This window comes from Paenibacillus ottowii (genome assembly GCF_006874425.1).
GTDB classification, from domain to species: domain Bacteria; phylum Bacillota; class Bacilli; order Paenibacillales; family Paenibacillaceae; genus Paenibacillus; species Paenibacillus ottowii.
The window spans coordinates 72,231-96,348 of sequence record NZ_VIJZ01000008.1 but is presented as its reverse complement, the minus strand read 5'-3'; the positions used below and the strand labels follow the sequence as shown (position 1 = coordinate 96,348).

The window sequence follows — 24,118 nt, the reverse complement described above, 5'->3', positions numbered from 1 at the left end:
CCCATTTATGAAAATAAGTATGTGAAAAATGATCAAATGTAAGATTGTGAACAAAGCTTTCCGAAAGTCGTTTTCATTTTTTCTTTTTTATATATAATGTTCTCAACGATAGAACGAATGAAAATTTACTCCATAATTAGATGAAATTTGATTTAAATCGAGGTGATTTAGCAGGTTCATCAAAAGGTGAAAATTTATGTTTAGGAGGATGGAGTAGATGGGGAATAGCTTGTTCAGAAAGAAGAGCATTGATCAACTGCTCGCTGCTACACGTGGGGAAAAAGCACTTACAAGAGAATTGGGTGCGTTTGATTTAACCATGCTTGGGATAGGAGCCATCATCGGAACAGGGATTTTTGTTTTGACAGGTACAGGAGCAGTTACGGCCGGTCCGGGCTTGGTAATATCTTTTGTGATCGCAGGGCTCGCTTGTTTATTCGCCGCATTAGCCTATGCCGAGTTTGCTTCCACCGTTCCAGTATCTGGTTCTGTTTATACTTTTACATATGCTACGATGGGGGAGCTATTGGCTTTTATTATTGGGTGGGATTTAATTTTGGAATATATGTTGGCGGCCAGCGCTGTTTCTGCAGGTTGGTCGGGATATTTTGTATCCTTTTTAAAAGGAATTGGTCTTCATATTCCAATTGAATTGACTGCTGCGCCAGGAGCTTTAAAAGGTCAGTCTACTTATTTTAACCTTCCAGCTTTTTTGATTTTGATGGCGATCACTTTCTTGCTTTATTTCGGAATAAAAGAGTCCAAACGAATCAACAACATCATGGTTATTGTTAAAATTGTTGTCGTTTTATTGTTTATTATCGTTGCTGCTAAATATGTAAAGCCAGATAACTGGACACCGTTTATGCCATTTGGTTACAGTGGGGTGTTTGGAGCTGCAGCTCTTGTATTTTTTGCTTTCATTGGCTTTGATGCCGTGTCATCAGCGGCGGAAGAAACCAAAAATCCAGCTCGTGATTTACCGCGTGGCATTATCTTTTCACTGGCTATTTGTACGCTTTTGTACGTAATCGTTAGCGCGATTATGACAGGTATTGTGCCGTTCATGCAATTTGAGGGTATCTCCCATCCTGTGTCATTGGTTTTGCAGATTGCTGGTCAGAATTGGGTGGCGGGTATCGTAGATATTGGAGCCATCTTAGGGATGACAACCGTCATGCTGGTCATGCTATATGGTCAAACTCGTATTATGTTTGCTATGTCGCGTGACGGCTTAGTTCCTAAAGTACTGTCAAAGGTTCATTCCAAATATAAAACGCCTTATATTAACACATTGTTTTTTGGTACTTTATCTGCATTAATGGGTGGGTTGATTCCGCTGGATGAGTTAGCAAGCTTGGTGAACATTGGAACCTTATCAGCATTTATTTTGATATCGGTCGCTGTCATAGTAATGAGAAAAACACAACCTGATTTGCCCAGAGCTTTTCGATGCCCGGGAGTTCCATATGTTCCAATTCTGGCTATTATTTCTTGCGGAGTGCTTATTCTTAATCTGAATGGTCAAACGTTTATTCGCTTTATCATTTGGCTTGTTATTGGTATGGCTATTTACTTTTTCTACTCCAGAAAAAATTCTTTGTTAAATCGGGATTCCGAAAACTAACCATTTCATATTGTAAAATGAATAAGGCAGCCTCGTTTTTGATATGAAAACAAGGTTGTCTTTTTTATGTGAATTATTAAAAGTCCGCGTCGTTTCCTCTTTAATAATACAGTTGCTACGAATTGTAAGTTTAGCCTCATAAATGCGATGACCGGATCATAAAATGTACAGTACAGATATCTGTGACGTGGGCGAACGGCGTCCAGTGACGATCAAGACATAGGATGAAACCCAATGGTAATAACAAGAGCTGAAAAAATAGCAGCATAACTGTCGTCGAAACAACTGTGGAGTGCTTAATGGTCATAACAATGGATTTTTAAAAAAAGCAGCATAGCTGCCATCAAAATAACTATTAACCGTTGGAAAACAGTTATTTTGATGACAGGAAAGGAGATTTCGCCGTATGAGCCGGATGAGCCGCAAACTGCGAAAGTGGGCCAGCGAGACGCTGGAGCTTCCGCAGGACATTCTATTTGACCTGCCGCGGTTAACCCTCATCGGCAGCCGCCAGCTTTATGTAGAGAATCACCGGGGTGTGGTGGATTTCACGCCAGATCAACTCGTGCTTGCACTTGCGCAAGGCAGGCTAAGAGTGTCAGGCCATGATCTCATTATTACGTCTATCCTGCCAGATCAGGTAAGTGTAGAGGGACATATTACAGATATTCAAATGGAAGGAACGGAGGAAGGCTCGTGAAACATCCCGCTTTAGCAAAGCTGCGTGGCACGGTTACCCTAGCTGTCGAGGGCGAAAGTGTGGAAGCTTTCATTAATGTACTGACTGATCATCAAATACCTGTTTGGAACGTGCGGCCAATGGATGCCAGACATGCAGAAATGAACCTTCTGCTGCCGCACTTCTTCCTGTTGCGTCCGCTTTTGAGAAGGACAGGCTGCAAAATGCATATTCTGAAGCGTCAAGGACTTCCCTTCACTGTTGTACGAATCGCAAAACGCAAATTTTTTCTCGCAGGACTGGCCTTGTTCTGGATAGGCCTCCTGCTCATGTCATCGCTCATCTGGGACATTGAAGTGAAGGGGAATGATAAGCTCCCTACAGAAACTATTCTTAAGGTAGCCCGGCAGGAGGGACTTTATCCGTTTCAATGGAATTTTCGTCTTTCCAGTCAGGACAAGCTTGCGCGCGCACTCATGCAGAAGCTGCCAGAGGCGTCCTGGATCGGTGTAGAGAGGCAGGGGACTTTGGTGACAATTCAGGTCGTAGAAGCTTCCCAGCCTACTCCACCGCCGCTCTACAATCCACGTCATCTCATCAGCAAAGCCGACGCAGTGGTCACTGAAATTTTTGCCGAGCAGGGGCGTCCTGTTGTGCATAGAAATACGCGTGTCAAAAAAGGAGCCATTCTCATTTCAGGAACGCTTGGCGATGAGGAGAATCAGCAACAGGTCGTAGCCAAGGGAGAGGTAAAGGGGCTTGTGTGGCATGAATATGAAATTAGTAGCCCCATGGTGCGACGCAGCAGCACATATACAGGTAATAGCCATGATCGCTTATATCTGGTGCTGGGTAATCGTGCGATACAATTGTGGGGATATGGGAAAATACCTTATTCCACACATAAAACAACCGTTGAACATGATCCTCTAACATGGCGTTCCTACAAACTTCCGCTGGGTTGGATGAATGAAAGTGTGAGGGAGACCAAGGTACAAGAGCAGAAGTTAACCGAAACGGAAGCCAAAATGTCTGGTATAGAAGGCGCGCGCGCGGATATTTTAGCTAAATACGGCAAAGGAACGAAAATAATGAGCCAAAAAATTTTGCATGAGAAGAGAGAGAATGGTAAAGTTTATATGAAAGTACTTTTTGAAGTGGAACAGGATATTGCGGAAGAACTTCCGTTAGTTCATAACCAAGGAGAATGAGGCTATTTGGCAGAACAACAACGCAGCATACAAATTGCATTGAACAGTGCGGGAGAAGGTCAGGCATTATTCGGCCCGCAGGATTCCTTTTTAAAATTGATCGAAGCAGCTATTCCTGCAAAAATAGCATCTCGTGAGGCAGAAATTAATGTTTTTGGTGATGCTCACGAAGTGGAAGTGCTCGAACAATTGTTCGATGTTTTGCTCCAGTTAATTCGTAATGGGTATATACTGACCGAAAGGGATGTCCATTATGCGATTGAGCTGGCAAAAGATCTGCGCGCTGATCAGTTGCTTGATTTGTTCAAGGGAGAAATTACGACAACGTTTCGGGGCAAACCGATTCGTGTCAAAACAATTGGACAAAAGCATTATGTAACCACGATTAAGAAGCGTGATATTGTATTTGGGATTGGCCCGGCAGGAACTGGTAAAACCTATCTGGCTGTAGTGCTGGCCGTAGCTGCCTTGAAGGAAGGTTCAGTCAAGCGTATTGTGCTGACTCGTCCTGCGGTGGAAGCTGGTGAAAACTTGGGCTTTTTGCCTGGGGATTTACAGGAAAAGGTTGATCCGTATTTACGCCCGCTGTATGATGCCCTATACGATGTGATGGGTCCAGAGCAGACGGCAAAAGCACTGGAACGCGGATTGATAGAAATTGCACCACTGGCTTATATGCGGGGGCGTACGCTGGATGACTCATTTATCATTTTGGATGAGGCTCAGAACACCACGCCAGAACAAATGAAAATGTTTTTGACTCGACTTGGCTTCGGTTCCAAAATGGTTATCACCGGTGATGTTACGCAAATTGATTTGCCTCGTGGCAAAAAATCCGGTCTGATAGAAGCAAATACGATTTTAAAAGGGATTGAGGAAATAGGCTTTGTCCAGTTTGCGGAAGAGGATGTTGTCCGCCATTCCCTGGTTCAAAAAATCATCGTCGCTTATGACCGTGTTGCTGAGAATCAAGCTTAAGCCCCTAAGTAGGAGTATAGTGTGTATGATCAGAAAACGTATAAAACGAGCAGCGTAGCTGCTTTGAAAAAGATGATGGAGAGGGATTGTTTTAGATGACCTCGAAGGAATTATCTAAGGGAAAAACGTTCCAGCATAGAATGAATGGATGGAAGTATAGCGTGGCAACACGCTATCTTCTGTTTTTATTTTTGGTGGTTCTTTTTTATGTGGGTTTGGCGTCCAAGCTGCTTCCCGAACGCTATGATATCCGGGTGAATCAACCAAGTGAAAAGGAAATTGTTGCTCCAATGCAGCTTCCTAACAGTAAGGCGACTTTGAAGGCCCAAGAGGAATCAGCTGAGCGCGTTCAGCCCATGTATACTATTGTACCGATACGCAATGATAACCTGATTACTGGTATTTTGGATCGAATTGAACGGCTCAATCAGGATGATCAGGTCTCCAGAGCGGACAAGATTGCAATTTATAAAGATGAGATTCCTCAACGTGCACGGGAATTTGTACAAAATTTTGTGAACAATAGCCGTAATGCGGATGCCTACCCAGATAAGTTGCTGGATGAGGTGCTGGAAAAAACGAAAGAGCAAACGTACCGAATTCCAGAGGAAACATACATCAAAATTCCGCGACTTACATCTGAGGATATTGCTGAAATGCGGCCCGTGGCCCGTGAGATTGTGACAGGATTGATGAATGATCAAATTACGGATGCCCAGACAGCCCGGGCCAAGGTGGCGGAGCGTGTGAGTACAAGCTCGCTTACCAAACGTACCTCCCGGGAGGTTGTTCAGGAACTTGCAAGGCTTGTGATTACAGCCAACAAGTTTTATGATGATACAGCTACGAAGGATGCCAAAGTACAGGCTCGTGAAGATACACCGACAGTTTACATTAAACAGGGTGAAGTACTCGTCAAAAAGGGTGAGGTTATTACCCAGGAAATCTATACACTGCTTGATGAGAACGAGCTACTCAAGGATAAAATCAACTATTGGCCACAATTTGGCCTGCTGATGCTGTCTATGATGCTGGCATTGGGTCTGTTTATGTATATTCGTCAATTCCAATCACGAACACGAAACTTTAAGTATAATAATGCACAGCTGCTCATGCTGGTGTTAATCTTTGTGATCACCGTGGGGGCCATGCTGTTAATTTCTATACTGCAGACTAGTGAACGAGCCTACCTCGGCTACCTAGCGCCTATCGCGCTTGGGGCTATGCTCGTAACGCTGTTACTTGATATGTCGCTGGCATTCGTGTGTGCCCTTATATTCAGTATATTGGCAAGTGTGATTTTGAATGTCCGTCAGGGACAGATTTTTGATTTTAATTTTGGATTCTTTGCCCTTGTAGTCTGTCTGGCGGCGATTTTTTCCACCCACAGGGCCAGCCAGCGTTCAACCCTGTTCAAGGGCGCTATCATGGTCTGCCTGTTTGGGGCTCTGGCTGTTTTTTCTCTGGCGCTGATTGACCAAGGGAACTGGACTCAAACAACGACACTCTATGGGATAGCCTTTGCTTTTGCAGGCGGTCTGGTTACAGCGATCCTTGTTATAGGGCTAATGCCGTTTTTTGAGTCCACCTTTGGTATCTTGTCCGCACTGAAGCTTGTTGAATTGTCGAATCCCAATCATCCATTGCTCCGCAAGCTGCTTACCGAGACTCCTGGCACGTACCATCATAGCGTCATGGTAGGTAATCTATCGGAGGCCGCAGCAGAGGCTATAGGGGCCAATGGCTTGTTGTGCCGGGTTGGTTCGTACTATCATGACATTGGTAAAACGAAAAGACCTTCGTATTTTATTGAAAATCAAAATGGGATGGAAAATCCACATGATACAATAGAGCCCAAGCTGAGTAAATCCATCATTATAGCTCACGCTCGTGATGGGGTGGAGATGCAATTGGATTACAAGCTACCTAAGCCAATTCGTGATATAGCCGAACAGCACCATGGAACGACATTCCTGCACTATTTTTATCACAAGGCATTGCGTGAAGCGGAAGAGCGAGGGGTGGAGCCTGATTTCACAGAGGATGATTTCCGTTATCCTGGACCGAAGGCTCAGTCGAAAGAGGCTGCTGTAGTAGGAATTGCTGATAGCGTGGAAGCGGCGGTTCGTTCCTTACGAAAACCTACAGTGGAACAGGTAGAATCCATGATTGAGAAAATTATTAAGAGCCGTCTAGAGGATCACCAGTTTAACGACTGTGAACTGACCATGAGGGAGCTTGATATCGTGGCTCAAACTCTTAAGGAAACCGTAATGGGAATTTTTCATTCCCGTATTGAATACCCAGAGGAAAGACCCAAGCCTGAAAATGGAAAAGCTTAATATTACTTGTGCATGAAGCACAGCTAAAGCATTAGAATTAAAAGGAGCGGTTGGCATGGGCCTTCAATTAGCTTGGAATAATGAACAAAACGATATGGAAATTAACGAATCGTTGATCACGCTGCTGAACACCTTATTAGAGCAGGCTGGAAAAGCGGAAGGGATTACAGACGGTGAGGTCGCCCTTACCTTCGTGAATGATGATCAAATTCATGAGTTAAACCGAGACTATCGGGGGATTGATCGTCCCACTGATGTGTTGTCTTTTGCTATGAAGGAAACACTGGATAAAGAGCTTGAAATTATCTACGAACCAACGGAAGAAAATCCGTTAAATAATGTACCGGATGTTCTGGGGGATATTATTATCTCTGTACAGACAGCACAAGCTCAAAGCGAAGAATACGGACATTCAATTGAGCGTGAAATCGGATTTTTGTTTGTTCACGGTTTTCTGCACCTGTTAGGCTATGACCATCAAGACGATGCAAGTGAAGCTGAAATGATGGGTAAACAGGAAGCTGTGCTGGCTCAAGTGGGGTTGACACGGTAATGAGACGGCAGCCTTGGAGAATGACCTTTCGCTATGCCGCAGAAGGCGTGATCTATGCTCTGCGTACGCAAATAAATATGCGGATACATGTGGTCGTGGCGCTCCTTGTCATAGTGGCAGGGTTAACTTTGCGCATCTCCCGGCTCGACTGGTTATTCGTGTGCCTGGCCATTGCCATAGTCATTGTAGCCGAACTGATCAACACCGCTGTTGAAGCAGCGGTGGATCTGATCTCACCTGATATTCATCCGCTGGCCAAAGCAGCTAAAGACACCGCCGCCGGAGCCGTGCTCCTGGCAGCGGTTTTTGCTGTAATTATTGGTATATTTGTATTTTATAGACCTGTGTTGACGTTAATAAGTCAGCTGTTTTAATGATAAAGTAAACTAAAATTTAGGTGCTTAACGCGCTGGAGGAAATGAAATGGCTAAGAAACACTTTAAATCTGGCTTTGTCGCAATTGTTGGCAGACCCAATGTCGGAAAATCAACATTGATGAATCATGTTATTGGGCAGAAGATCGCCATCATGTCAGACAAGCCCCAAACGACACGAAATAAAATTCACGGTGTATACACCACAGAGGACACACAAATTGTATTTTTGGATACACCAGGGATTCACAAGCGCCAGTCAAAATTGGGCGATTATATGAATCAGACCGCTTTTAATACGTTGGGTGAAGTTGAAGCGGTGCTTTTTCTTATTGACGCTGCTGAAGGTTTAGGCGGAGGCGACCGTTTTATTGCAGAACAGCTTAAGCAAGTAAAAACACCCGTTATATTGGTGTTGAATAAAATTGACCGTATTGAGCCAGAAGCCTTGTTGCCCCTGATTGAGCAGTATCGCAAGTTGTATGACTTTGCGGAAATTGTGCCGATCTCAGCCAAAATGGGCAATAATGTAAACACCTTGTTGGAACAGATACAAAAATACTTGCCAGAAGGTCCACAATATTACCCTGATGACCAAATTACCGACCATCCAGAGCAGTTTGTCATTGCCGAGCTGGTACGGGAAAAGATTTTGCATATGACACGTGAGGAAGTACCCCATTCTATTGCGGTTATGATTGAAGACATGAAGGTGCAGGATAATGGTGTTGTGCATATTATGGCGGTTATTTTTGTAGAGCGTGATTCCCAGAAGGGGATCATTATCGGCAAACAGGGAGCTATGCTCAAAGAGGTAGGCAAACAGGCCCGTCAAGACATCCAAAACTTGTTAGGCTCCAAAATTTTCTTGGAACTTTGGGTTAAAGTCAAAAAAGACTGGCGCAATCAGGAACGTGTCCTTCGTGACCTTGGCTTCCATCGCGACGCTTAAAAGCAAATATCGAAATCTACGATCACTTTAGTCCAAAGGTCTATACAGACTAAAATTGATATCAATCAAAACGTATAATTGTTGCAGCATCATAAAAAAGCCGTCCCGGATTCTATATGGCAGAGATAAGTAACAGTCTCCCGATCATTCAAAGCGCCGCGCATAAGCGGCACTTAACTTCTTGCTCTTTCTATCCTTTTCTTCAAGTGATGAAATAAGGAGTGCTTTTAAAAGAGTTATTATAACTGCGTGCACGTTGCAGCGGAGCGGAGAATTTGAATCTGAAGAAGCGTTAGCGATCGTAAGATCAAATCATTCGCAGAGCGGCATCTCAACCCACATACAGTAGCCTTTTTCAACGTAATCCATTTATTTCATCACATACTTTCCCTCTCTTCGCACCATCCTATTTTTGAGATGCAGACGTCATTTCCGAAGAAAGGGATGAATACGATTGCGAGATTTTTCGTGGAAGTATTTTGCGATGACTGGAGATGTCGGTGCGTATCTGTTGTACAGGGAGAGCGCCGTGATAGGGGAGCAAGACACGGATGAAGGAGAGTCGGACGAGCATGAAGAAGCCTGTGAATAGTGCGAACCACTGGCTTCTTCGCGAATGTTTGGAGGAAGAAGCATGCTTTACAGGATGGAAGGAATCATCATCCGCAGCATGGATTACGGTGAGGGGAACAAAATTATTACGCTTTGCACCGAAAGCGGCGGCAAAGTAGGCGTGCTGGTCAGAGGTGCGAAAAAATCCAAAAGCCGTCATGCTGCTTTAACACAGCCGTTTACCTACGGTGAATTTGTTTTTTTTCGCAATACAGGCTTGGGCACGTTGAATGCCGGTGAAATTATCCAATCCCACCATACACTGCGCGAGGATATTACAAAGGCTGCTTATGCTTCCTATGCTTGTGAATTGCTTGATCGGGTGTTGCAGGATGAGGAAACAGGCGCATTTTGGTTTAAGCAGCTTAAAGCCTGTTTAGAGGCATTGGAGAGTGGCAAAGATCCACTGATCGTCATGAGTATTTATGAATTTAAAATATTGCAGGCAGCCGGATATGCACCTCAGCTTGATGCTTGTATTTCTAGCGGCCAACGATGTGCTGATGAGGATATGTTTATCAGCCCGAGGTTAGGCGGGGTTTTGTGTCGAGGCTATAAGCATTTTGACCCGGCTGCGCTGAGTGTTTCTCCACGTACATTGAAGTTGCTGCGCTTGTTTGCCCAAATTGATTTGAATCGACTTGGCAATATCGACGTGAAGGACTCCACCAAGCTGGAGATCAAACATGTAATGCGTCAGTTCATGGATATGCAGTTGGAGGTCAAGCTGAAATCCCGTAATTTTCTGGACCAGCTTGATAAGTACGATATGTGAAATACGGTTGTTCTCTTGACTGCATTGCTCAAAACGTGTAATATCCTACTATATATCTCCTTTGGGAGCAGATGCATTGAACGAGAAAGTAACGAAATGTATTCTCTGTAATTAGCGAGTTGGGAACGGTGTAAGCCCAGCGGGAATTTTTCGTGAACATGGCACTCGGGAGCGTCTGAATGGACACGGAAAAGAGGATTACGATCTGACTGGTGATGTAGGATCGCAATCAAGTAGGGTGGAACCGCGGGAGTCAGCTCTCGTCCCTACGTCTGTACAGGCGTAGAGGCGGGGGCTTTTTGCTGTCTCTAGCAAGGCTTATAGGATAAATTAGCCCTGTACATATGAGCTAAATGGTTAGAAATCACCACACTTTAAGGAAATTGGAAAGGAAGCGTGTATCCATGAATTTTCAGCAGATGATTTTAACGCTGCAACAATTTTGGTCAGAACACAACTGTATTATTGTACAGCCTTATGATACGGAAAAAGGGGCAGGTACAATGAATCCGATGACGTATTTACGTTCAATTGGACCTGAGCCATGGAACGTAGCTTATGTTGAGCCCTCTCGCCGTCCGTCAGACGGACGTTACGGGGAAAACCCGAATCGTCTGTATCAGCATCATCAGTTTCAAGTGGTTTTGAAGCCTTCACCTGATAACATTCAGGAATTGTATCTGGAGAGTTTGAGCCGTTTGGGTATTAACCCACTGGAGCATGATATTCGTTTCGTGGAAGATAACTGGGAAGCACCGACGCTGGGAGCCTGGGGATTAGGTTGGGAAGTATGGCTGGACGGTATGGAAATTACCCAATTTACGTACTTCCAGCAAGTGGGTGGTATTGATGCCAGTCCGGTTGCAGTTGAAATTACGTACGGTATGGAGCGTCTTGCTTCCTACATCCAGGACAAAGAAAATGTGTTCGATTTGGAGTGGGTTAATGGAATCTCGTATGGTGATGTTTTCCACCAGCCTGAATTTGAGCATTCCAAGTATACGTTCGAAGTATCTGATGTCAAAATGCTATTTACTCTTTTTAATATGTATGAAGAAGAGGCGAACAAAGCGATGGCGCAGCATCTTGTATTCCCCGCCTATGATTATGTGCTGAAATGTTCTCACACGTTCAATTTGCTGGACGCTCGCGGAGCAATCAGTGTAACAGAACGGACTGGTTTTATTATCCGAGTACGTAATTTGGCGCGCCAGGTGGCTGCGACCTACCTAGAGGAGCGCGAGAAGCTGGGCTTCCCGCTGTTGAAGAAAGGAGGTGCAGCAAATGTCTAAGGATTTATTGTTTGAGATCGGGCTGGAAGAAGTGCCTGCACGTTTTATCCCGAATGCGATTCAGCAGTTGAAGGAACGTATGACGGCATGGCTCGACAGCTCGCGTATTGCTTACAGTGCTGTAGAGGCTTATGCTACACCTCGTCGTTTGGCAATACTTGTTAAGGAAGTAGCGGAGAAGCAAGAAGATATTAACGAAGAAGTTAAAGGACCTTCCCGCAAAATTGCGCTCGATGAAGCTGGTAACTGGAGTAAGGCTGCTCTAGGCTTTGCCCGCAGTCAAGGCGTAGATCCTGAACAGTTTACGTTCAAAGAGCTTGGAGGCGTGGAATATATTTACGCGACCAAGAGCAGCATAGGTGTACCGACGGCCGATGTGCTATCCGAAGGTTTACTACACATTTTACATGCCATGACATTCCCTAAATTTATGCGCTGGGCGAGTTACGACTTTAAATTTGTTCGTCCAATCCGTTGGTTGGTTGCTTTGTTTGGCAACGATATTGTTAATTTGGAGATTGCTGGCGTGCAGTCCGGGAATGTAACAAGAGGCCATCGTTTCCTTGGACAGGAGGCCGTTGTAGAAAGTCCGGCAGATTATGTTGAAGTTCTTCGCAAGCAACATGTCATTGTTGACATTGAAGAACGCCAATCACTTATTTTGAAGCAGATTGAAGCATTGGCAACCGAGAAAGATTGGACGATTGCGGTCAAGGATGATTTGCTGGAAGAAGTACTGTATCTGGTGGAAACTCCAACAGTGCTGTTCGGGGGCTTTGACCCTGCATTCCTGAACATTCCGAAAGATGTATTGATTACTTCTATGCGTGAACATCAACGCTATTTCCCAGTGCTGGATCGCACAGGAAAGCTGCTGCCATACTTTGTTACAGTACGTAATGGTGGCAGTCAATCCCTGGAAGTCATTGCAAAAGGAAACGAAAAAGTATTGCGTGCACGGCTGTCTGATGCCAAATTCTTCTACGAAGAAGATCAGAAGCTCGAAATTAAGGATGCACTCTCCAAGCTGGAAAGTATCGTATTCCACGAAGAACTGGGAACAGTTGGAGACAAGGTACGCCGAATTCGCCGCATTGCTGATGCTCTGGCAGAGAAGCTTCGCGTTTCCCCAGATACACAGGAATCCGTTAGCCGAGCAGCAGATATTTGTAAATTTGACCTTGTAACACAAATGGTTTATGAGTTTCCGGAGCTGCAAGGGGTTATGGGCGAGGACTATGCTCGTAAGGCTGGCGAGAAGGAAGAAGTGGCAAGAGCGGTGTTTGAACATTACCAGCCGCGATTCGCAGGAGAAACGGTTCCTTCGACGAACGCTGGAGCGATTGTAAGTATCGCAGACAAAATAGATACCATTACAGGCTGCTTCTCCATCGGTATTATTCCGACAGGTTCACAGGACCCTTACGCGCTTCGCCGCCAGGCAGCAGGTATCGTGCAGATCTTGCTGGATCGTAAGCTTTCGGCTACATTGTCTGATGTGTTCAACATCGCGCTCGATGTGCACAGCAACTTTGGAAATATGAAACGTTCCGCAGATGAAATACGTAAAGAATTACATGAGTTTTTTGGTTTGCGTGTGAAAAAACTATTGTCCGAGACGCTTCGTTATGACGTTGTGGATGCTGTGCTTTCAGCTGGATATGACGATGTTGCTTCTGTGGTTAACCGTGGAGCTGCATTAATGGCTGCGGTACAAACGGGTGATGTCTTCAAGGCCACAGTAGAGTCTTTTAATCGTGTAGGTAATTTGGCTGCTAAAGCAGTTCATAAGTCAGTGAATACAGGTGAATTTACGGAACAGGGCGAGAAAAACCTGTACGAAGCATGGTATGGCGCCTATGAGTCTTATTGTACAGCCTTGCAGGAAGGTGATGCGACGCAGGCATTGGCACTTGCTTCATCCATTACTCCTGCGGTGACGGCGTTCTTTGATTCCGTTATGGTTATGGCTGAGGATGATGCTGTACGTAATAATCGCTTGGCATTGCTGGCTGCTATTGACTCAGAATTGAAGCGCTTTGCCGATTTTTCCAAGCTTGTAGTTTAAACTCGGTTGTGGTAGTATGAACAACTTGAAAAAATGGGTATAAATATACGGAACGGTGTAAGAGTGATCTTGCAGCCGTTCCGTATTTTACTCGATTGCGGATGGAGATGGGGGATGCTCATGGGAGGGCCCGGAAATTTCCCGGATGTACGGATCGTTGTTGACGGAGATGCTTGTCCTGTTAAAAGTGAAATTGCAGAGACAGCTTCCCGTTTTCATATTGACGTTATTATGGTATCTTCGTATGATCACCTCATTCAGGGCAGCAAAGGCGTAAGCGTTGTTAGAGTAGACCGAAGCGACCAGAGTGCCGATCTCTATATTGCCAATCATATCCGCCGCGGAGATATTGTAACCACCAATGATTATGGTCTTGCTGCACTTGCCTTGGCAAAAGGTTGTGAAGTGATGTCTTTTCGCGGAACGATATATCGAAACGATTCGATAGACTTCATGCTTGACCGGCGTCATACCTCTGCCAAAGAACGGAAAAGAGGACGTTATGGCAAAGGCCCTAAACCGTTTACATTAGAGGATCGTGAAGTTTTTCAACATAAACTGACAAAACTTTTACTTCGCTTGCAGGAGAATGAGTAACGGTATCGAATTATATTTACGTGCTAAAGAGATGAAGGTGGTTAATATGAGTGCCGGACAAGGCAACATACCGGACGATATCATCGAGTCGGTTTTACAACATCATGATATTGTAGATACGGTAAGCAAGTACGTGCATTTGACCAAACAGGGGAAATATATGAAAGGCCTCTGTCCTTTTCATTCCGAGAAAACCCCTTCATTCACCGTGACACCGGATCGTCAGATTTTTTACTGCTACGGCTGCGGCGCGGGAGGCAATGCCATCAAGTTTATGATGGAAATCGAAGGACTATCCTTTCCCGAAGCTGTCAGGACAATGGCAGAAGAAAGTCATATTCCGCTCGGCGAATGGCAGGGACGTGATTCATCGCATCAGCATCCTGAGTTGGACAGGCTGTTGCAAGCGTATGAGTTAACTTCTAAGATGTACCATTTTTTGCTTAAAAATACGGAGCACGGCAAACCAGCTATGGAATATTTGCGTTCACGGGGGTTCAGTGACAAGATCATTGACCAATTCCAAATTGGCTATGCACCCAACCGATGGGATACGATCGTTCAGTTTCTAGAGAAGCGTTCTTTTGATCCTGTCGAAATGGAAAAGGGAGGACTCATCTCTCCCCGGCATGAAGGAGATGGATATGTAGATCGGTTCAGAGATCGTATCATGTTTCCCATTTGGAATCGTAACGGCAAAGTTATAGCCTTTGCAGGCCGTATCCTGGGCGAGGGACAGCCGAAGTATTTGAACTCACCCGAGACCAAGCTCTTTAACAAGAGCCGAACGCTGTACAATCTCCATCATGCTAAAACCTCAATTCGCAAGCTTCGTCAAAGTGTTCTTTTTGAAGGTTATGGCGATGTCATCTCGGCATGGGAAGCTGGCGTGCAAAATGGAGTGGCCGCCATGGGGACGGCTCTAACGGAGCATCATGCTACGATGTTAAAAGGACTGTGCGACGAGGTTATTATTTGTTATGATGGTGACCGGGCAGGACAAGCGGCAGCGCTTAAAAATTTTCCACTGTTGGAAAATGCGGGACTTCACGTAAAAGTAGCGATAGTCAGCGACGGTATGGACCCGGATGATTTTATCCGCCAATATGGTGCTGAACGATTTCAACGCCAAATTATCGAAAGTGCTGTTTCAACGGTGAAATTTAAGCTTATATATCTGAAAAAAAACCATATACTGCAAGAGGAAGAAGGAAGAATCGCGTATTCCCGCGAAGCATTAAATGTCATTGCACCTCTGTCATCCCCGACTGAGCGGGAAGTGTATTTGCGCGAAGTATCTGCCGAAGTCAAGGTGGATTTTGAAACCTTAAAGCAAGAATGCAATTTACTCCGCCAATCCCTGCAAAAAAAACAGAACTTTGGGGATAATAACGAAAATGGGTGGAATAATGGTAGGCATAAAAAAGGGCAGGTCCCTACGCCCAATCTGTTGCCGGCTTACCATGTGGCTGAACGCAGGCTGCTTCACTGGATGATGCAGGATTTAGAAGCTGCAGAGTATGTAGAAAAGCATCTGGGCGACGCCTTTAATATTGAGGATCATGCAGCAATTGCTGCTTATCTATATGCCTATTACGCGCAAGGGAAGTTACCGGATACAAGCCGTTTTATTTCATCTTTGCAAGACGACCGACTGGAGAAGAACGTAAGTTCGATCATGATGATGGATGCTCCAGGCGTATGGGCACCGCACATTTTGGATGATTACATTCGTCAGGTGCGAAAATTTCCATTGCAGGAGCAACTGGATTTGAAAAGAGAAGAAATGAAAATCGCTGAGCGCTCAGGTGATTTTTTGCGTGCAGCACAAATTGCAAGTGAGATTATAGCCCTAGAGAGACAATGAACACACAGAGGTCGGATGTTTCTAGGAGGAGGGAGTCGAAAGATGGCGAATGATCAGCATACTGAACTGGAGACGGAATTAACACTGGATCAGGTCAAAGATCAACTGATTGAGTTGGGTAAGAAAAGTTCCTCTCTGAACTACAAAGATATCATGGAAAAACTGTCGCCGTTTGATCAGGACCCCGAGCAAATGGATGAGTTTTATGAGCAGCTGGGTGACTTGGGGATTGAGGTTGTGAATGACAACGACGAAGAAGTTACCAGATTGCGTCAAAATGACGACCCGGAAAACAATGACGGGGATGATTTTAATTTCGATGACGATCTGAGCCTGCCTCCCGGTATTAAAATTAATGACCCAGTCCGGATGTACTTGAAGGAAATCGGTCGTGTACCGTTGCTTTCTGCTGATGATGAGGTGGAGCTTGCCAAACGGATCAACAATGGCGATGAAGAAGCTAAGCGTCGGTTGGCTGAAGCAAACTTGCGTCTGGTGGTAAGTATTGCCAAACGCTATGTTGGTCGCGGAATGCTTTTCTTGGATCTAATTCAAGAAGGTAATATGGGCTTGATTAAGGCAGTAGAAAAATTTGATTATGAAAAAGGCTTTAAATTCAGTACGTACGCAACCTGGTGGATTCGTCAGGCCATTACGCGCGCAATCGCGGATCAGGCGAGAACGATCCGTATTCCGGTGCATATGGTGGAAACGATCAACAAGTTGATCCGTGTATCGCGTCAACTGTTGCAAGAGCTGGGGCGTGAACCTACGCCGGAAGAAGTGGCTGCCGAAATGGAGCTGAGCGTGGAAAAAGTACGGGAAATCATGAAAATTGCCCAAGAACCGGTTTCATTGGAAACACCAATTGGTGAAGAAGATGACTCACATCTGGGGGATTTCATTGAGGACCAGGAAGCATTGGCGCCTGCAGATGCGGCTGCCTATGAACTTCTGAAGGAACAACTCGAGGATGTACTGGATACGTTGACTGAACGTGAAGAGAATGTTTTACGTCTTCGTTTTGGTTTGGACGATGGAAGAACCAGAACTCTTGAAGAAGTGGGTAAAGTGTTCGGTGTTACACGTGAACGTATTCGTCAGATTGAGGCCAAAGCGCTGCGTAAGTTGCGCCATCCAAGCCGCAGTAAGCGACTGAAGGATTTCCTCGAATAGAAGGGTAACATCGCGGACCTTCTGCGGCTTGAAGCGCGCAGAAGGTCTTTTTTTATCTCATGGCAGCCTTGGTGGAGGGGAAGAAGCTTGGACCAGGAGAAAAAACGGACAATACTGTTACATGAAATTGAGCATTGGCGGCAAAGTCGACTGCTCCCTGAGCAATATTGCGATTTTCTGTCCAACCTATATCGGGACGATGAAAATCCGGCACAAAGCCAGAAACGTAACAATACCGGGCTGCTTACATATCTTAAACACGGGCATGGGATGGCCTGGCTTCTTGGTTTTGTCATTATTTCCTGCATTTGTTTGATCGGTTTTTATTTTACCGCTTTTCCGTTGGCAATGCAAATATTCTCGGCAAGTGCAGTTACTGCGATTTGCTATGGAATGGCCGCAATTTGGCGGTCTTCCGAAAAGAGTATGAGTGCAATGTTGAGCACTTTAGGCAGTGCGATTATGCTGGGTTCGGGTGTATGGATCATTCAGCTTCATCAAGGTGAAGCTAAGGTTTGGTTTCTAGTGCTTGTGGGGCTATGCGGTTTGATATGGTGTCTCGTGGGATCAACTTTGCGTATCAGCTTGCTTCATTACTGTGGTCTTGCGGGGCTGCTTTTAGTGTATGCGGTTCTTATAGGCCGCTATTGGCCTACAGCTACTTTAGCGATGCTTGAGGTATTTTGGATTTTACACGCAGTATTGTTGATTGGCTTAAGCTGGTGGGTGCATCACCGCTTTCCGCGTCTTGCGCTAGTTTATTTTGCTATTGGCATAACCCTAGTGTTCATGGCGGAAGCGGACACGATTATCCTGCGCCATCAACCAGCGGGGGAAGTGGTGTTTTTTAGTATACTGAAGTTGGCTTTTGTTGTAGGGATTTTATTTTGGACTCGAAAAAAATGGATTACGTGGGTGACGTCATGAAACTTTCTCAGCGATTACAATATATTTTGGAACAGATTCCTGCCGGTAGCAGACTAGCTGATATTGGCTCGGATCACGGACTACTCCCTGTGGCTGCAGTGAGTTGTGGCAGAGTACCGCAAGCGGTAGCAGGTGAGGTCAATGATGGACCATTGCGTGCGGCTCAAAAGCAGGTGGCTGAAGCAGGCCTTACAGATCGCATTGCGATTAGAAAAGGGGATGGCTTGGCTGTAATTAAGGCTAATGAGGTAGATGTTATTACGATAGCAGGCATGGGTGGTGCCTTGATTGCTTCCATTTTGGAGCAAGGGAAAGACAAACTTGTTTCAGTGAAACAGCTTGTTTTACAGCCCAACGTGGGCGAGGATATTTTACGACGCTGGCTCATCAAGCATCAATGGGTACTCACAAACGAACATATCATGGAAGAGGATGGTAAAGTATACGAAGTTCTAACGGCAGTACCTGCTTCTGAAAGCTCACTGAAACAGGATGACCTGTATCGGCCATGGGAACTTCCAGGTAGTTCGCTGGTACTAACAGAGGATTTGTTGATACAGCTTGGACCGTTATTGGTTAAAGCACCAAATGAAATCTTTTTTTTGAAATGGCAATTGGAGATTCGCAAGCTTCAGGATGTACTGGCCCAAGTGGCACGGTCAGATCAGGAATCCGCGCAGCAGAAGCAGGAGCAATTGCGCAAGCAAATTGAACAGCTGGAGGAGGTACTTGCATGTTTGCCAAAGGACAGACAGTAATCAGTTATATGGAGCAGCTGGCTCCGAAATACTTGGCAGTTCCAGACGATAGAATCGGACTTCAACTGGGCAGCCTGCAAAAAGACATCAAAAGCATATTAGTGGCCCTGGATGTCAATGATGAGGTTGTCGAAGAAGCGATCCGCATAAAGGCTGACCTCATTATTGCGCATCATGCGATTATATTCCGCCCACTTAAAGCATTGAACACGGATCAGCCTGCGGGCAAATTGTATGAAAAGCTGATCAAGAATGATATTGCTGTCTACATCAGTCATACGAATCTGGATACGGCAGAGGACGGCATGAACGACTGGATGGCGGAAGCACTGGGTATTCAAAGTGAAGGTACACTGGAGGATGTTCACACCGAGCAATTATTCAAGCTGGTCGTTTTCGTACCCAAAACACATCATCAACGTGTGCTGGATGCCGTTCTGAATGCTGGAGCTGGACATATCGGCAATTACAGCCATTGCAGCTTCAACATTGATGGCTACGGAACTTTCGTGCCAGGCGAAGGCACACAGCCGTTTTTGGGCGAGCCTGGTAAAATGGAACGTAGTGAAGAGGTTCGTATTGAGACCATTGTACCGCAGAGTGTACGTAATAAAGTTGTTCAAGCGATGCTGAAGGCTCATCCTTATGAAGAGGTGGCTTATGACCTGTATTCTATGGATTTGAAAGGCCGCACCTTTGGTTTGGGACGAGTGGGTAAGCTCAAGGAAGCCCGCACGCTAAGGGAATTTGTAGACATTGTGAAAGACGGTCTCAACGTTGAGCATGTACGTGTAGTAGGTGACTTGGATCGTGTGGTTAAAAAAGCAGCCGTGCTTGGGGGCTCTGGCAGCCGTTATGTGAATAAATCGCTCTTTAAAGGCGCTGATGTATTAGTGACGGGGGATATCGACTATCACACGGCTCACGATGCCCTGATGGCAGGTATAGCTATTATTGACCCTGGACATAACGCAGAAAAGATTATGAAGCCTAAAACGGCAGAGTGGATGCGCAAACGTTTGGCAGAAGGTCGATACTCAACGGAAGTATATGTATCTGAAGTGAACACCGAACCTTTTCAATTTTTGTAAAACCTTCACATCTATGAGAAAATAAAGATGCTCTATTACATTTTTTCGTAGGGAGAGGTTGTATGCGAACGTTGATAGCCGAGTCTGCCATTCATGCTTATCCAGGCATGGTTGCAGTCGTTACTTCCCGCTATGAGGGAGTAAATAATGTCATGGCCTCAGGCTGGCATACATATATCGGGTCATCACCGGGCATGTATGGCATTTCATTGAGGAAGGAAACGTATTCTCACGGACTGATTAAGAGAAGCGGAGGTTTTGGTGTTCAGTTTTTGCCTGCGCACAGATCGGAATGGATTCAGGCTGTAGGTACCTTTAGCGGCAAAGATGTAGATAAGTTTCAGCAGTTTGGGATTGCATATGAGGACGGAATTTCAGTGGATGTGCCAATATTGCTGGAAGCGTATCTTGCCTATGAGTGTAAAGTAGTGGATATTCATACCTACGGAGATCATGATTGGATTGTCGGTGAAATACAGCAGACCTACCGGGATGAAGAACTATTTCTGGATGAGGATATGCCAGATTTTAGTAAGCTTTCTATTCCGTTATACGTGGGAAGGTCTGCTTATTATGTAGCAGATGATTCATTACAGAAAAAGGTACATCCATTTTATTTGAGCAATTAAAGAGAGATCTCTATGTTTTACAATATTTTCAGGGTTGTATCCTGCGCATGTTCCCTGTATACTATGTAATGTTGTTCGGAAAGTTTGACAGACAATCGCTGGTGGCGTAAGCCACGAGAGGAAAGTCCGGGCTCCATAGGGCAGGATGCTGGATAACGTCCAGTCAGCGCGAGTTGAAGGATAGTGCCACAGAAATGGACCGCCGATGGCCGCTTGCGGCACAGGCAAGGATGGAACCGAGGTGTAAGAGACCCCGAGGAACGCTGGTGACTTCGTTCCTGGTAAACCCCATCTGGAGCAAGACCTAAAGGGACACAGCTTCTTCGCGAAGCAGCCTTAGCCCGAGGCGTGTCTAGGTTGGTCGCTGGAGCTGAATAGCAATGTTCGGCCTAGATAGATGATTGTCGCTTTTAGTGGGAGGGTAGTTCCCGTTTGTACCACGAATAGCACAGAACCCGGCTTACGGAAAACTTTCCCCACTGCAACACCTTACAATGTATGAATTTAACTTTTATTAATGACCTGTTTGCATGCGTAATCTTTAATCCAACTGTATTTATTGAACTAAAAAAGGTGCTTCATATTCCTGTGGGAATCATGAAGCACCTTTTTTAGTGTATAGACCGGATTACGCAATTCGTACTTGTATAGACTAAAGCCCCCAGCATAGTCAATGGGGGCTTTAGCGTGTTTTCAACTTACAATTCTTCTGACGTAAAAACGTGCAAGCATAAGCGTAGAGTCAGCAATCTATTAACGCATGGTTTTTACTACATTTTCCTCCATATACTTCTTCAGGGCCCGATCCAATCGGTCAACTGCTTTTGGAAGCAGGGTAGGATCGGTATGCGTGAAGTTGATTCGCATATGGTTGCTGCCGCTTAGATCAGCATAAAAGACTTGTCCAGGCACAAATGCGACTCCTTCCTGAATCGCGAGTTGCAGCAACTGCTCAGAACGGAAGCCTTCAGGTAAGGTAACCCACATAAACATGCCGCCAAGTGCATCATTCCAGGTAATTCCTTCCCATTGGCGTTCTTTCATCAGCGATGTAAGACGCAACATACGAGTGTGATATTCAGCGGACACGGTACGTATATGTCCCTCCAAATCAAAGAAGTCCAACAGCTCGTTCAAAGCACGCTGGTCAATACTGCTGGAGTGCAGATCGGCAGATTGTTTGGCATTTGCGGTCTTAACGACGATGGCTTGATCGGCTACCAGCCAGCCAGAGCGAACACCTGGAGCGACAGTTTTAGAGAATGTAGAAGTGTACATTACATGACCAGCGCCACCTAGCTGTTGATCAATAGAAAATAAGGATGGGAAGTTAAGATTTTCATCAAATTTGAGACGTCCGTAAGGATCGTCTTCAAAAATCAAAGTTCCGTATTTACGGCATAGCTCAACAACGCCTGTTCTGCGTTCCATACTCCATACACTTCCTGCCGGGTTAGAGAAGGTAGGGATGACATACACGAATTTGGGCTGATGCTGTTTGATCTTGGCCTCAAGATCATCTAATTTCATACCGTTAGCGTCTGTATCTACACTTACAATATTTGCGCCATAGGAATTAAATACCTGCAGAGCTGCCAAATAAGTAGGGGACTCCACCAATACAGTATCCTGTGGATCAAGCAGCACACGTGAAACTAGATCAATGGTCTGCTGCGAGCCTGTTGTCATAAGGATGTTATCTCTGGTGACGGAGATGCCTTGGGAAGACATGATTGCTGCAAGACGCTCCCGTAGAGGAATATATCCCTCGGTTAGGCCGTATTGAAGTGCAGTGGTACCGCCGAGGCGGAATACCCGCTCATAGGCTTTAGCAACCGCGTCGACGGGGAAGAAGGCATCGGCCGGAAGGCCACCTGCGAGAGATAATACATCTGTTCCCTGTGTCAGCTTCAAAATGTCCCTTACCATGGACGAGCCCTGAGTACGAGCCATACCCGAAAATTTGTATTCCAATCCAATCATCTCCTGTGTTCTATACTGTGCTATTAAATTTGTTGTATTATATCGATAATGAAGTATAACAGTAAACGTCTAAATGTAACAGTTGATTTTTTTGGAGGGAAGGGTTCCGATGCATATTGATCTCAGCCGCAATAGCAGTGTCAAATTATATTTACAGATTGCTAAAACATTAGCGGATCGCATTCAGTCAGGGTTATTACCTCAGGGTACCAAGCTTCCCTCTGTCCGTCATCTGTCCAGCTTGCTTGCGGTGAGTCCTGTAACTGTAAGCAAGGCGTATGCCGAGCTGGAGTCCATGAATCTGGTTACATGTACGCAGGGAAAGGGTTGCTATGTGGCAGAACCTTCTATACCGGTTCATCGTGAGGGGAAGCAGGATTTGTCCTGGCAGATGTCGCTAATCGATTATTTGCCGCGCGCACAGTTATGGAGAAACTTTAACCATAGCCGAAGGGCTGCCTATTCTTTTCATATAGCTGCAATACAGCCGGAGCTTCTTCCCACGCGCGAAATCATCGCTGATACACAACGTTTATCCTCTGTAAATTCCGATGTACTGGCCGCATATGGAGCTTTTGAAGGTGATTCAGAACTAAGGGAAGTGTTTGCAGACCACTTGAATGAACGAGGGATACCTATAGTAGCAGAGCAGCTGCTTGTGACCAGCGGAGCACAACAGGGGATTGACCTGGTGGCACGTACGTTTGTCGGTCCGGGAGATGTGGTCTACATGGAAGCTCCTACATATACCGGGGCCATTGATGTGTTCACTAGTCGTGGTGCCAAAGTAATTATGATTCCCATGGACGAGGAGGGGATGCGGACTGACATTTTAACACGTCTCTGTGATACTCATCCTCCAAAATTGATCTATACGATACCTACCTTTCACAATCCTACCGGCATAACTTTAACGATGACCAGACGCACGCAATTACTGGATTTGGCTCAAAGTTATCACTGCCTCATTGTTGAGGATGATCCATTTTCTGACCTGTATTACAAAACAAAACCACCACTCTCTATCAAGGCGCACGATCAGTCCGGGCATGTTGTTTATATCAAAAGCTTTAGCAAAACTGTTGCCCCTGGCTGCCGTATAGCTTGTGTAGCGGCAACGGGGAGTGTAATGGATCGTTTGGTGGCTGCCAAGTCAACTACGGATTTGGGAAGCCCTCTATTAACGCAAAAAGCATTGCTACCCTTTATTAGGAACCGGCTTGACCAGCATTTCGTTACATTGCGGGAACAACTTCGAGATCGTCTAACTGTTGCATTGAACACGCTCCATCGCTATGCTCCGCCAGAGGTCACCTGGTATGCCCCTGAAGGTGGTCTCAATGTATGGATTAAGCTCCCTTCTATAGTGGATATTCCAGAGTTAGAGCGGATGGCTGATCGTGAAGGAATTTCCTTTTTACCTGGTACCGTGTGCTATGCAGGTGGTATGGACAGCAGCCATATCCGCATTTCTTTTTCGTATGCGGACAAGGAAACGCTTAAATCAGGTCTGCGCAAGCTATGTAGTTTGTTGGGCGAAATTCTTGATCATTCGATCATTGTGGAACGAAAGCCTATTTTATAAGGGATAATTGTATTGGGGGGTAAACATCCAAGCACAGCATAC

Annotated in this window: 21 protein-coding genes and 1 other RNA gene; 21 read left to right on the top strand and 1 reads right to left on the bottom strand. The window is 45.4% G+C overall.

Annotated features, from left to right (window positions below; translation table 11 throughout):
* Positions 1 to 217: 217 nt before the first annotated feature.
* From bcaP to rnpB, 20 genes are all read left to right on the top strand, one after another.
* Positions 218 to 1,627, top strand: coding sequence for a branched-chain amino acid transporter BcaP (gene bcaP, locus FKV70_RS18510; protein ID WP_142613773.1), 1,410 nt, complete (start codon positions 218 to 220; stop codon positions 1,625 to 1,627).
* 406 nt (positions 1,628 to 2,033) lie between these two features.
* Positions 2,034 to 2,327 (top strand): sporulation protein YqfC, encoded by a 294-nt coding sequence (yqfC, locus tag FKV70_RS18505; protein ID WP_013372145.1) that lies wholly within the window; start codon positions 2,034 to 2,036, stop codon positions 2,325 to 2,327.
* The gene (gene yqfD, locus FKV70_RS18500; RefSeq protein ID WP_064796033.1) at positions 2,324 to 3,517 is read left to right on the top strand and encodes a sporulation protein YqfD; all 1,194 of its coding nucleotides are present in this window, start codon (positions 2,324 to 2,326) and stop codon (positions 3,515 to 3,517) included. The genes yqfC and yqfD overlap by 4 nt, the downstream gene beginning before the upstream one ends.
* A gap of 6 nt (positions 3,518 to 3,523) precedes the next feature.
* Positions 3,524 to 4,495, top strand: a complete 972-nt coding sequence (locus FKV70_RS18495; protein ID WP_063210096.1) for a PhoH family protein — start codon at positions 3,524 to 3,526, stop codon at positions 4,493 to 4,495.
* 95 nt (positions 4,496 to 4,590) lie between these two features.
* Positions 4,591 to 6,837 (top strand): HD family phosphohydrolase, encoded by a 2,247-nt coding sequence (locus FKV70_RS18490; protein WP_064796034.1) that lies wholly within the window; start codon positions 4,591 to 4,593, stop codon positions 6,835 to 6,837.
* Between the two features lie 55 nt (positions 6,838 to 6,892).
* On the top strand, positions 6,893 to 7,390 hold the full coding sequence (ybeY, locus tag FKV70_RS18485; protein WP_142613772.1) for an rRNA maturation RNase YbeY: 498 nt from the start codon (positions 6,893 to 6,895) through the stop codon (positions 7,388 to 7,390).
* A complete protein-coding gene (locus tag FKV70_RS18480) occupies positions 7,390 to 7,764 on the top strand; it encodes a diacylglycerol kinase family protein (protein WP_063210099.1) in 375 nt (124 codons plus the stop codon). The genes ybeY and FKV70_RS18480 overlap by 1 nt, the downstream gene beginning before the upstream one ends.
* 49 nt (positions 7,765 to 7,813) lie before the next feature.
* On the top strand, positions 7,814 to 8,716 hold the full coding sequence (gene era / locus FKV70_RS18475) for a GTPase Era (RefSeq protein ID WP_063210100.1): 903 nt from the start codon (positions 7,814 to 7,816) through the stop codon (positions 8,714 to 8,716).
* Between the two features lie 454 nt (positions 8,717 to 9,170).
* Positions 9,171 to 9,308 (top strand): YqzL family protein, encoded by a 138-nt coding sequence (locus FKV70_RS18470; RefSeq protein WP_081276746.1) that lies wholly within the window; start codon positions 9,171 to 9,173, stop codon positions 9,306 to 9,308.
* Between the two features lie 42 nt (positions 9,309 to 9,350).
* Positions 9,351 to 10,103: a DNA repair protein RecO gene (gene recO / locus FKV70_RS18465; protein ID WP_142613771.1), complete on the top strand. Its 753-nt coding sequence runs from the start codon at positions 9,351 to 9,353 to the stop codon at positions 10,101 to 10,103.
* 404 nt (positions 10,104 to 10,507) lie between these two features.
* Positions 10,508 to 11,395, top strand: a complete 888-nt coding sequence (glyQ, locus tag FKV70_RS18460; protein ID WP_013372135.1) for a glycine--tRNA ligase subunit alpha — start codon at positions 10,508 to 10,510, stop codon at positions 11,393 to 11,395.
* The gene (glyS, locus tag FKV70_RS18455; protein WP_142613770.1) at positions 11,388 to 13,463 is read left to right on the top strand and encodes a glycine--tRNA ligase subunit beta; all 2,076 of its coding nucleotides are present in this window, start codon (positions 11,388 to 11,390) and stop codon (positions 13,461 to 13,463) included. Before glyQ ends, glyS begins: the two co-directional genes overlap by 8 nt.
* A 120-nt stretch (positions 13,464 to 13,583) precedes the next feature.
* Positions 13,584 to 14,060 (top strand): YaiI/YqxD family protein, encoded by a 477-nt coding sequence (locus FKV70_RS18450; protein ID WP_081276752.1) that lies wholly within the window; start codon positions 13,584 to 13,586, stop codon positions 14,058 to 14,060.
* The gene (gene dnaG / locus FKV70_RS18445; RefSeq protein WP_196771818.1) at positions 14,053 to 15,927 is read left to right on the top strand and encodes a DNA primase; all 1,875 of its coding nucleotides are present in this window, start codon (positions 14,053 to 14,055) and stop codon (positions 15,925 to 15,927) included. Before FKV70_RS18450 ends, dnaG begins: the two co-directional genes overlap by 8 nt.
* A 42-nt stretch (positions 15,928 to 15,969) precedes the next feature.
* A complete protein-coding gene (rpoD, locus tag FKV70_RS18440; protein WP_007431230.1) occupies positions 15,970 to 17,103 on the top strand; it encodes an RNA polymerase sigma factor RpoD in 1,134 nt (377 codons plus the stop codon).
* 87 nt (positions 17,104 to 17,190) lie between these two features.
* Entirely contained in the window at positions 17,191 to 18,030 is an 840-nt protein-coding gene (locus tag FKV70_RS18435) for a hypothetical protein (RefSeq protein ID WP_142613769.1), read from the top strand.
* Positions 18,027 to 18,788, top strand: a complete 762-nt coding sequence (locus tag FKV70_RS18430) for a tRNA (adenine(22)-N(1))-methyltransferase (protein ID WP_142613768.1) — start codon at positions 18,027 to 18,029, stop codon at positions 18,786 to 18,788. Before FKV70_RS18435 ends, FKV70_RS18430 begins: the two co-directional genes overlap by 4 nt.
* Positions 18,764 to 19,879 carry a Nif3-like dinuclear metal center hexameric protein gene (locus FKV70_RS18425; protein ID WP_063210106.1) on the top strand — a complete coding sequence of 372 codons (1,116 nt, stop codon included), beginning with the start codon at positions 18,764 to 18,766 and terminating at the stop codon, positions 19,877 to 19,879. The genes FKV70_RS18430 and FKV70_RS18425 overlap by 25 nt, the downstream gene beginning before the upstream one ends.
* Before the next feature lie 62 nt (positions 19,880 to 19,941).
* On the top strand, positions 19,942 to 20,508 hold the full coding sequence (locus tag FKV70_RS18420) for a flavin reductase family protein (RefSeq protein WP_142613767.1): 567 nt from the start codon (positions 19,942 to 19,944) through the stop codon (positions 20,506 to 20,508).
* A 79-nt stretch (positions 20,509 to 20,587) separates the two neighbouring features.
* An RNA gene (rnpB, locus tag FKV70_RS18415) (RNase P RNA component class A) lies at positions 20,588 to 20,986 on the top strand.
* Between the two features lie 275 nt (positions 20,987 to 21,261).
* Here rnpB and FKV70_RS18410 read toward each other — a convergent pair.
* A complete protein-coding gene (locus tag FKV70_RS18410) occupies positions 21,262 to 22,482 on the bottom strand; it encodes an aminotransferase-like domain-containing protein (RefSeq protein ID WP_063210108.1) in 1,221 nt (406 codons plus the stop codon).
* A 118-nt stretch (positions 22,483 to 22,600) separates the two neighbouring features.
* On the opposite strand from FKV70_RS18410, the gene pdxR reads away from it, so the two are divergent.
* Complete coding sequence (gene pdxR / locus FKV70_RS18405) at positions 22,601 to 24,076, top strand: MocR-like pyridoxine biosynthesis transcription factor PdxR (protein WP_142613766.1); 1,476 nt, start codon at positions 22,601 to 22,603, stop codon at positions 24,074 to 24,076.
* Positions 24,077 to 24,118 lie beyond the last annotated feature (42 nt).

What these genes read in the sequence shown, in the direction of transcription:
- rpoD (WP_007431230.1), top strand. Translation starts at nt 15,970, where the DNA reads ATGGCGAATGATCAGCATACTGAACTGGAGACGGAATTAACACTGGAT.
- FKV70_RS18430 (WP_142613768.1), top strand. Translation starts at nt 18,027, where the DNA reads ATGAAACTTTCTCAGCGATTACAATATATTTTGGAACAGATTCCTGCC.
- FKV70_RS18450 (WP_081276752.1), top strand. Translation starts at nt 13,584, where the DNA reads ATGGGAGGGCCCGGAAATTTCCCGGATGTACGGATCGTTGTTGACGGA.
- pdxR (WP_142613766.1), top strand. Translation starts at nt 22,601, where the DNA reads ATGCATATTGATCTCAGCCGCAATAGCAGTGTCAAATTATATTTACAG.
- glyS (WP_142613770.1), top strand. Translation starts at nt 11,388, where the DNA reads ATGTCTAAGGATTTATTGTTTGAGATCGGGCTGGAAGAAGTGCCTGCA.
- ybeY (WP_142613772.1), top strand. Translation starts at nt 6,893, where the DNA reads ATGGGCCTTCAATTAGCTTGGAATAATGAACAAAACGATATGGAAATT.
- FKV70_RS18480 (WP_063210099.1), top strand. Translation starts at nt 7,390, where the DNA reads ATGAGACGGCAGCCTTGGAGAATGACCTTTCGCTATGCCGCAGAAGGC.
- bcaP (WP_142613773.1), top strand. Translation starts at nt 218, where the DNA reads ATGGGGAATAGCTTGTTCAGAAAGAAGAGCATTGATCAACTGCTCGCT.
- FKV70_RS18490 (WP_064796034.1), top strand. Translation starts at nt 4,591, where the DNA reads ATGACCTCGAAGGAATTATCTAAGGGAAAAACGTTCCAGCATAGAATG.
- recO (WP_142613771.1), top strand. Translation starts at nt 9,351, where the DNA reads ATGCTTTACAGGATGGAAGGAATCATCATCCGCAGCATGGATTACGGT.
- glyQ (WP_013372135.1), top strand. Translation starts at nt 10,508, where the DNA reads ATGAATTTTCAGCAGATGATTTTAACGCTGCAACAATTTTGGTCAGAA.
- FKV70_RS18420 (WP_142613767.1), top strand. Translation starts at nt 19,942, where the DNA reads ATGCGAACGTTGATAGCCGAGTCTGCCATTCATGCTTATCCAGGCATG.
- yqfC (WP_013372145.1), top strand. Translation starts at nt 2,034, where the DNA reads ATGAGCCGGATGAGCCGCAAACTGCGAAAGTGGGCCAGCGAGACGCTG.
- dnaG (WP_196771818.1), top strand. Translation starts at nt 14,053, where the DNA reads ATGAGTAACGGTATCGAATTATATTTACGTGCTAAAGAGATGAAGGTG.
- era (WP_063210100.1), top strand. Translation starts at nt 7,814, where the DNA reads ATGGCTAAGAAACACTTTAAATCTGGCTTTGTCGCAATTGTTGGCAGA.
- FKV70_RS18425 (WP_063210106.1), top strand. Translation starts at nt 18,764, where the DNA reads ATGTTTGCCAAAGGACAGACAGTAATCAGTTATATGGAGCAGCTGGCT.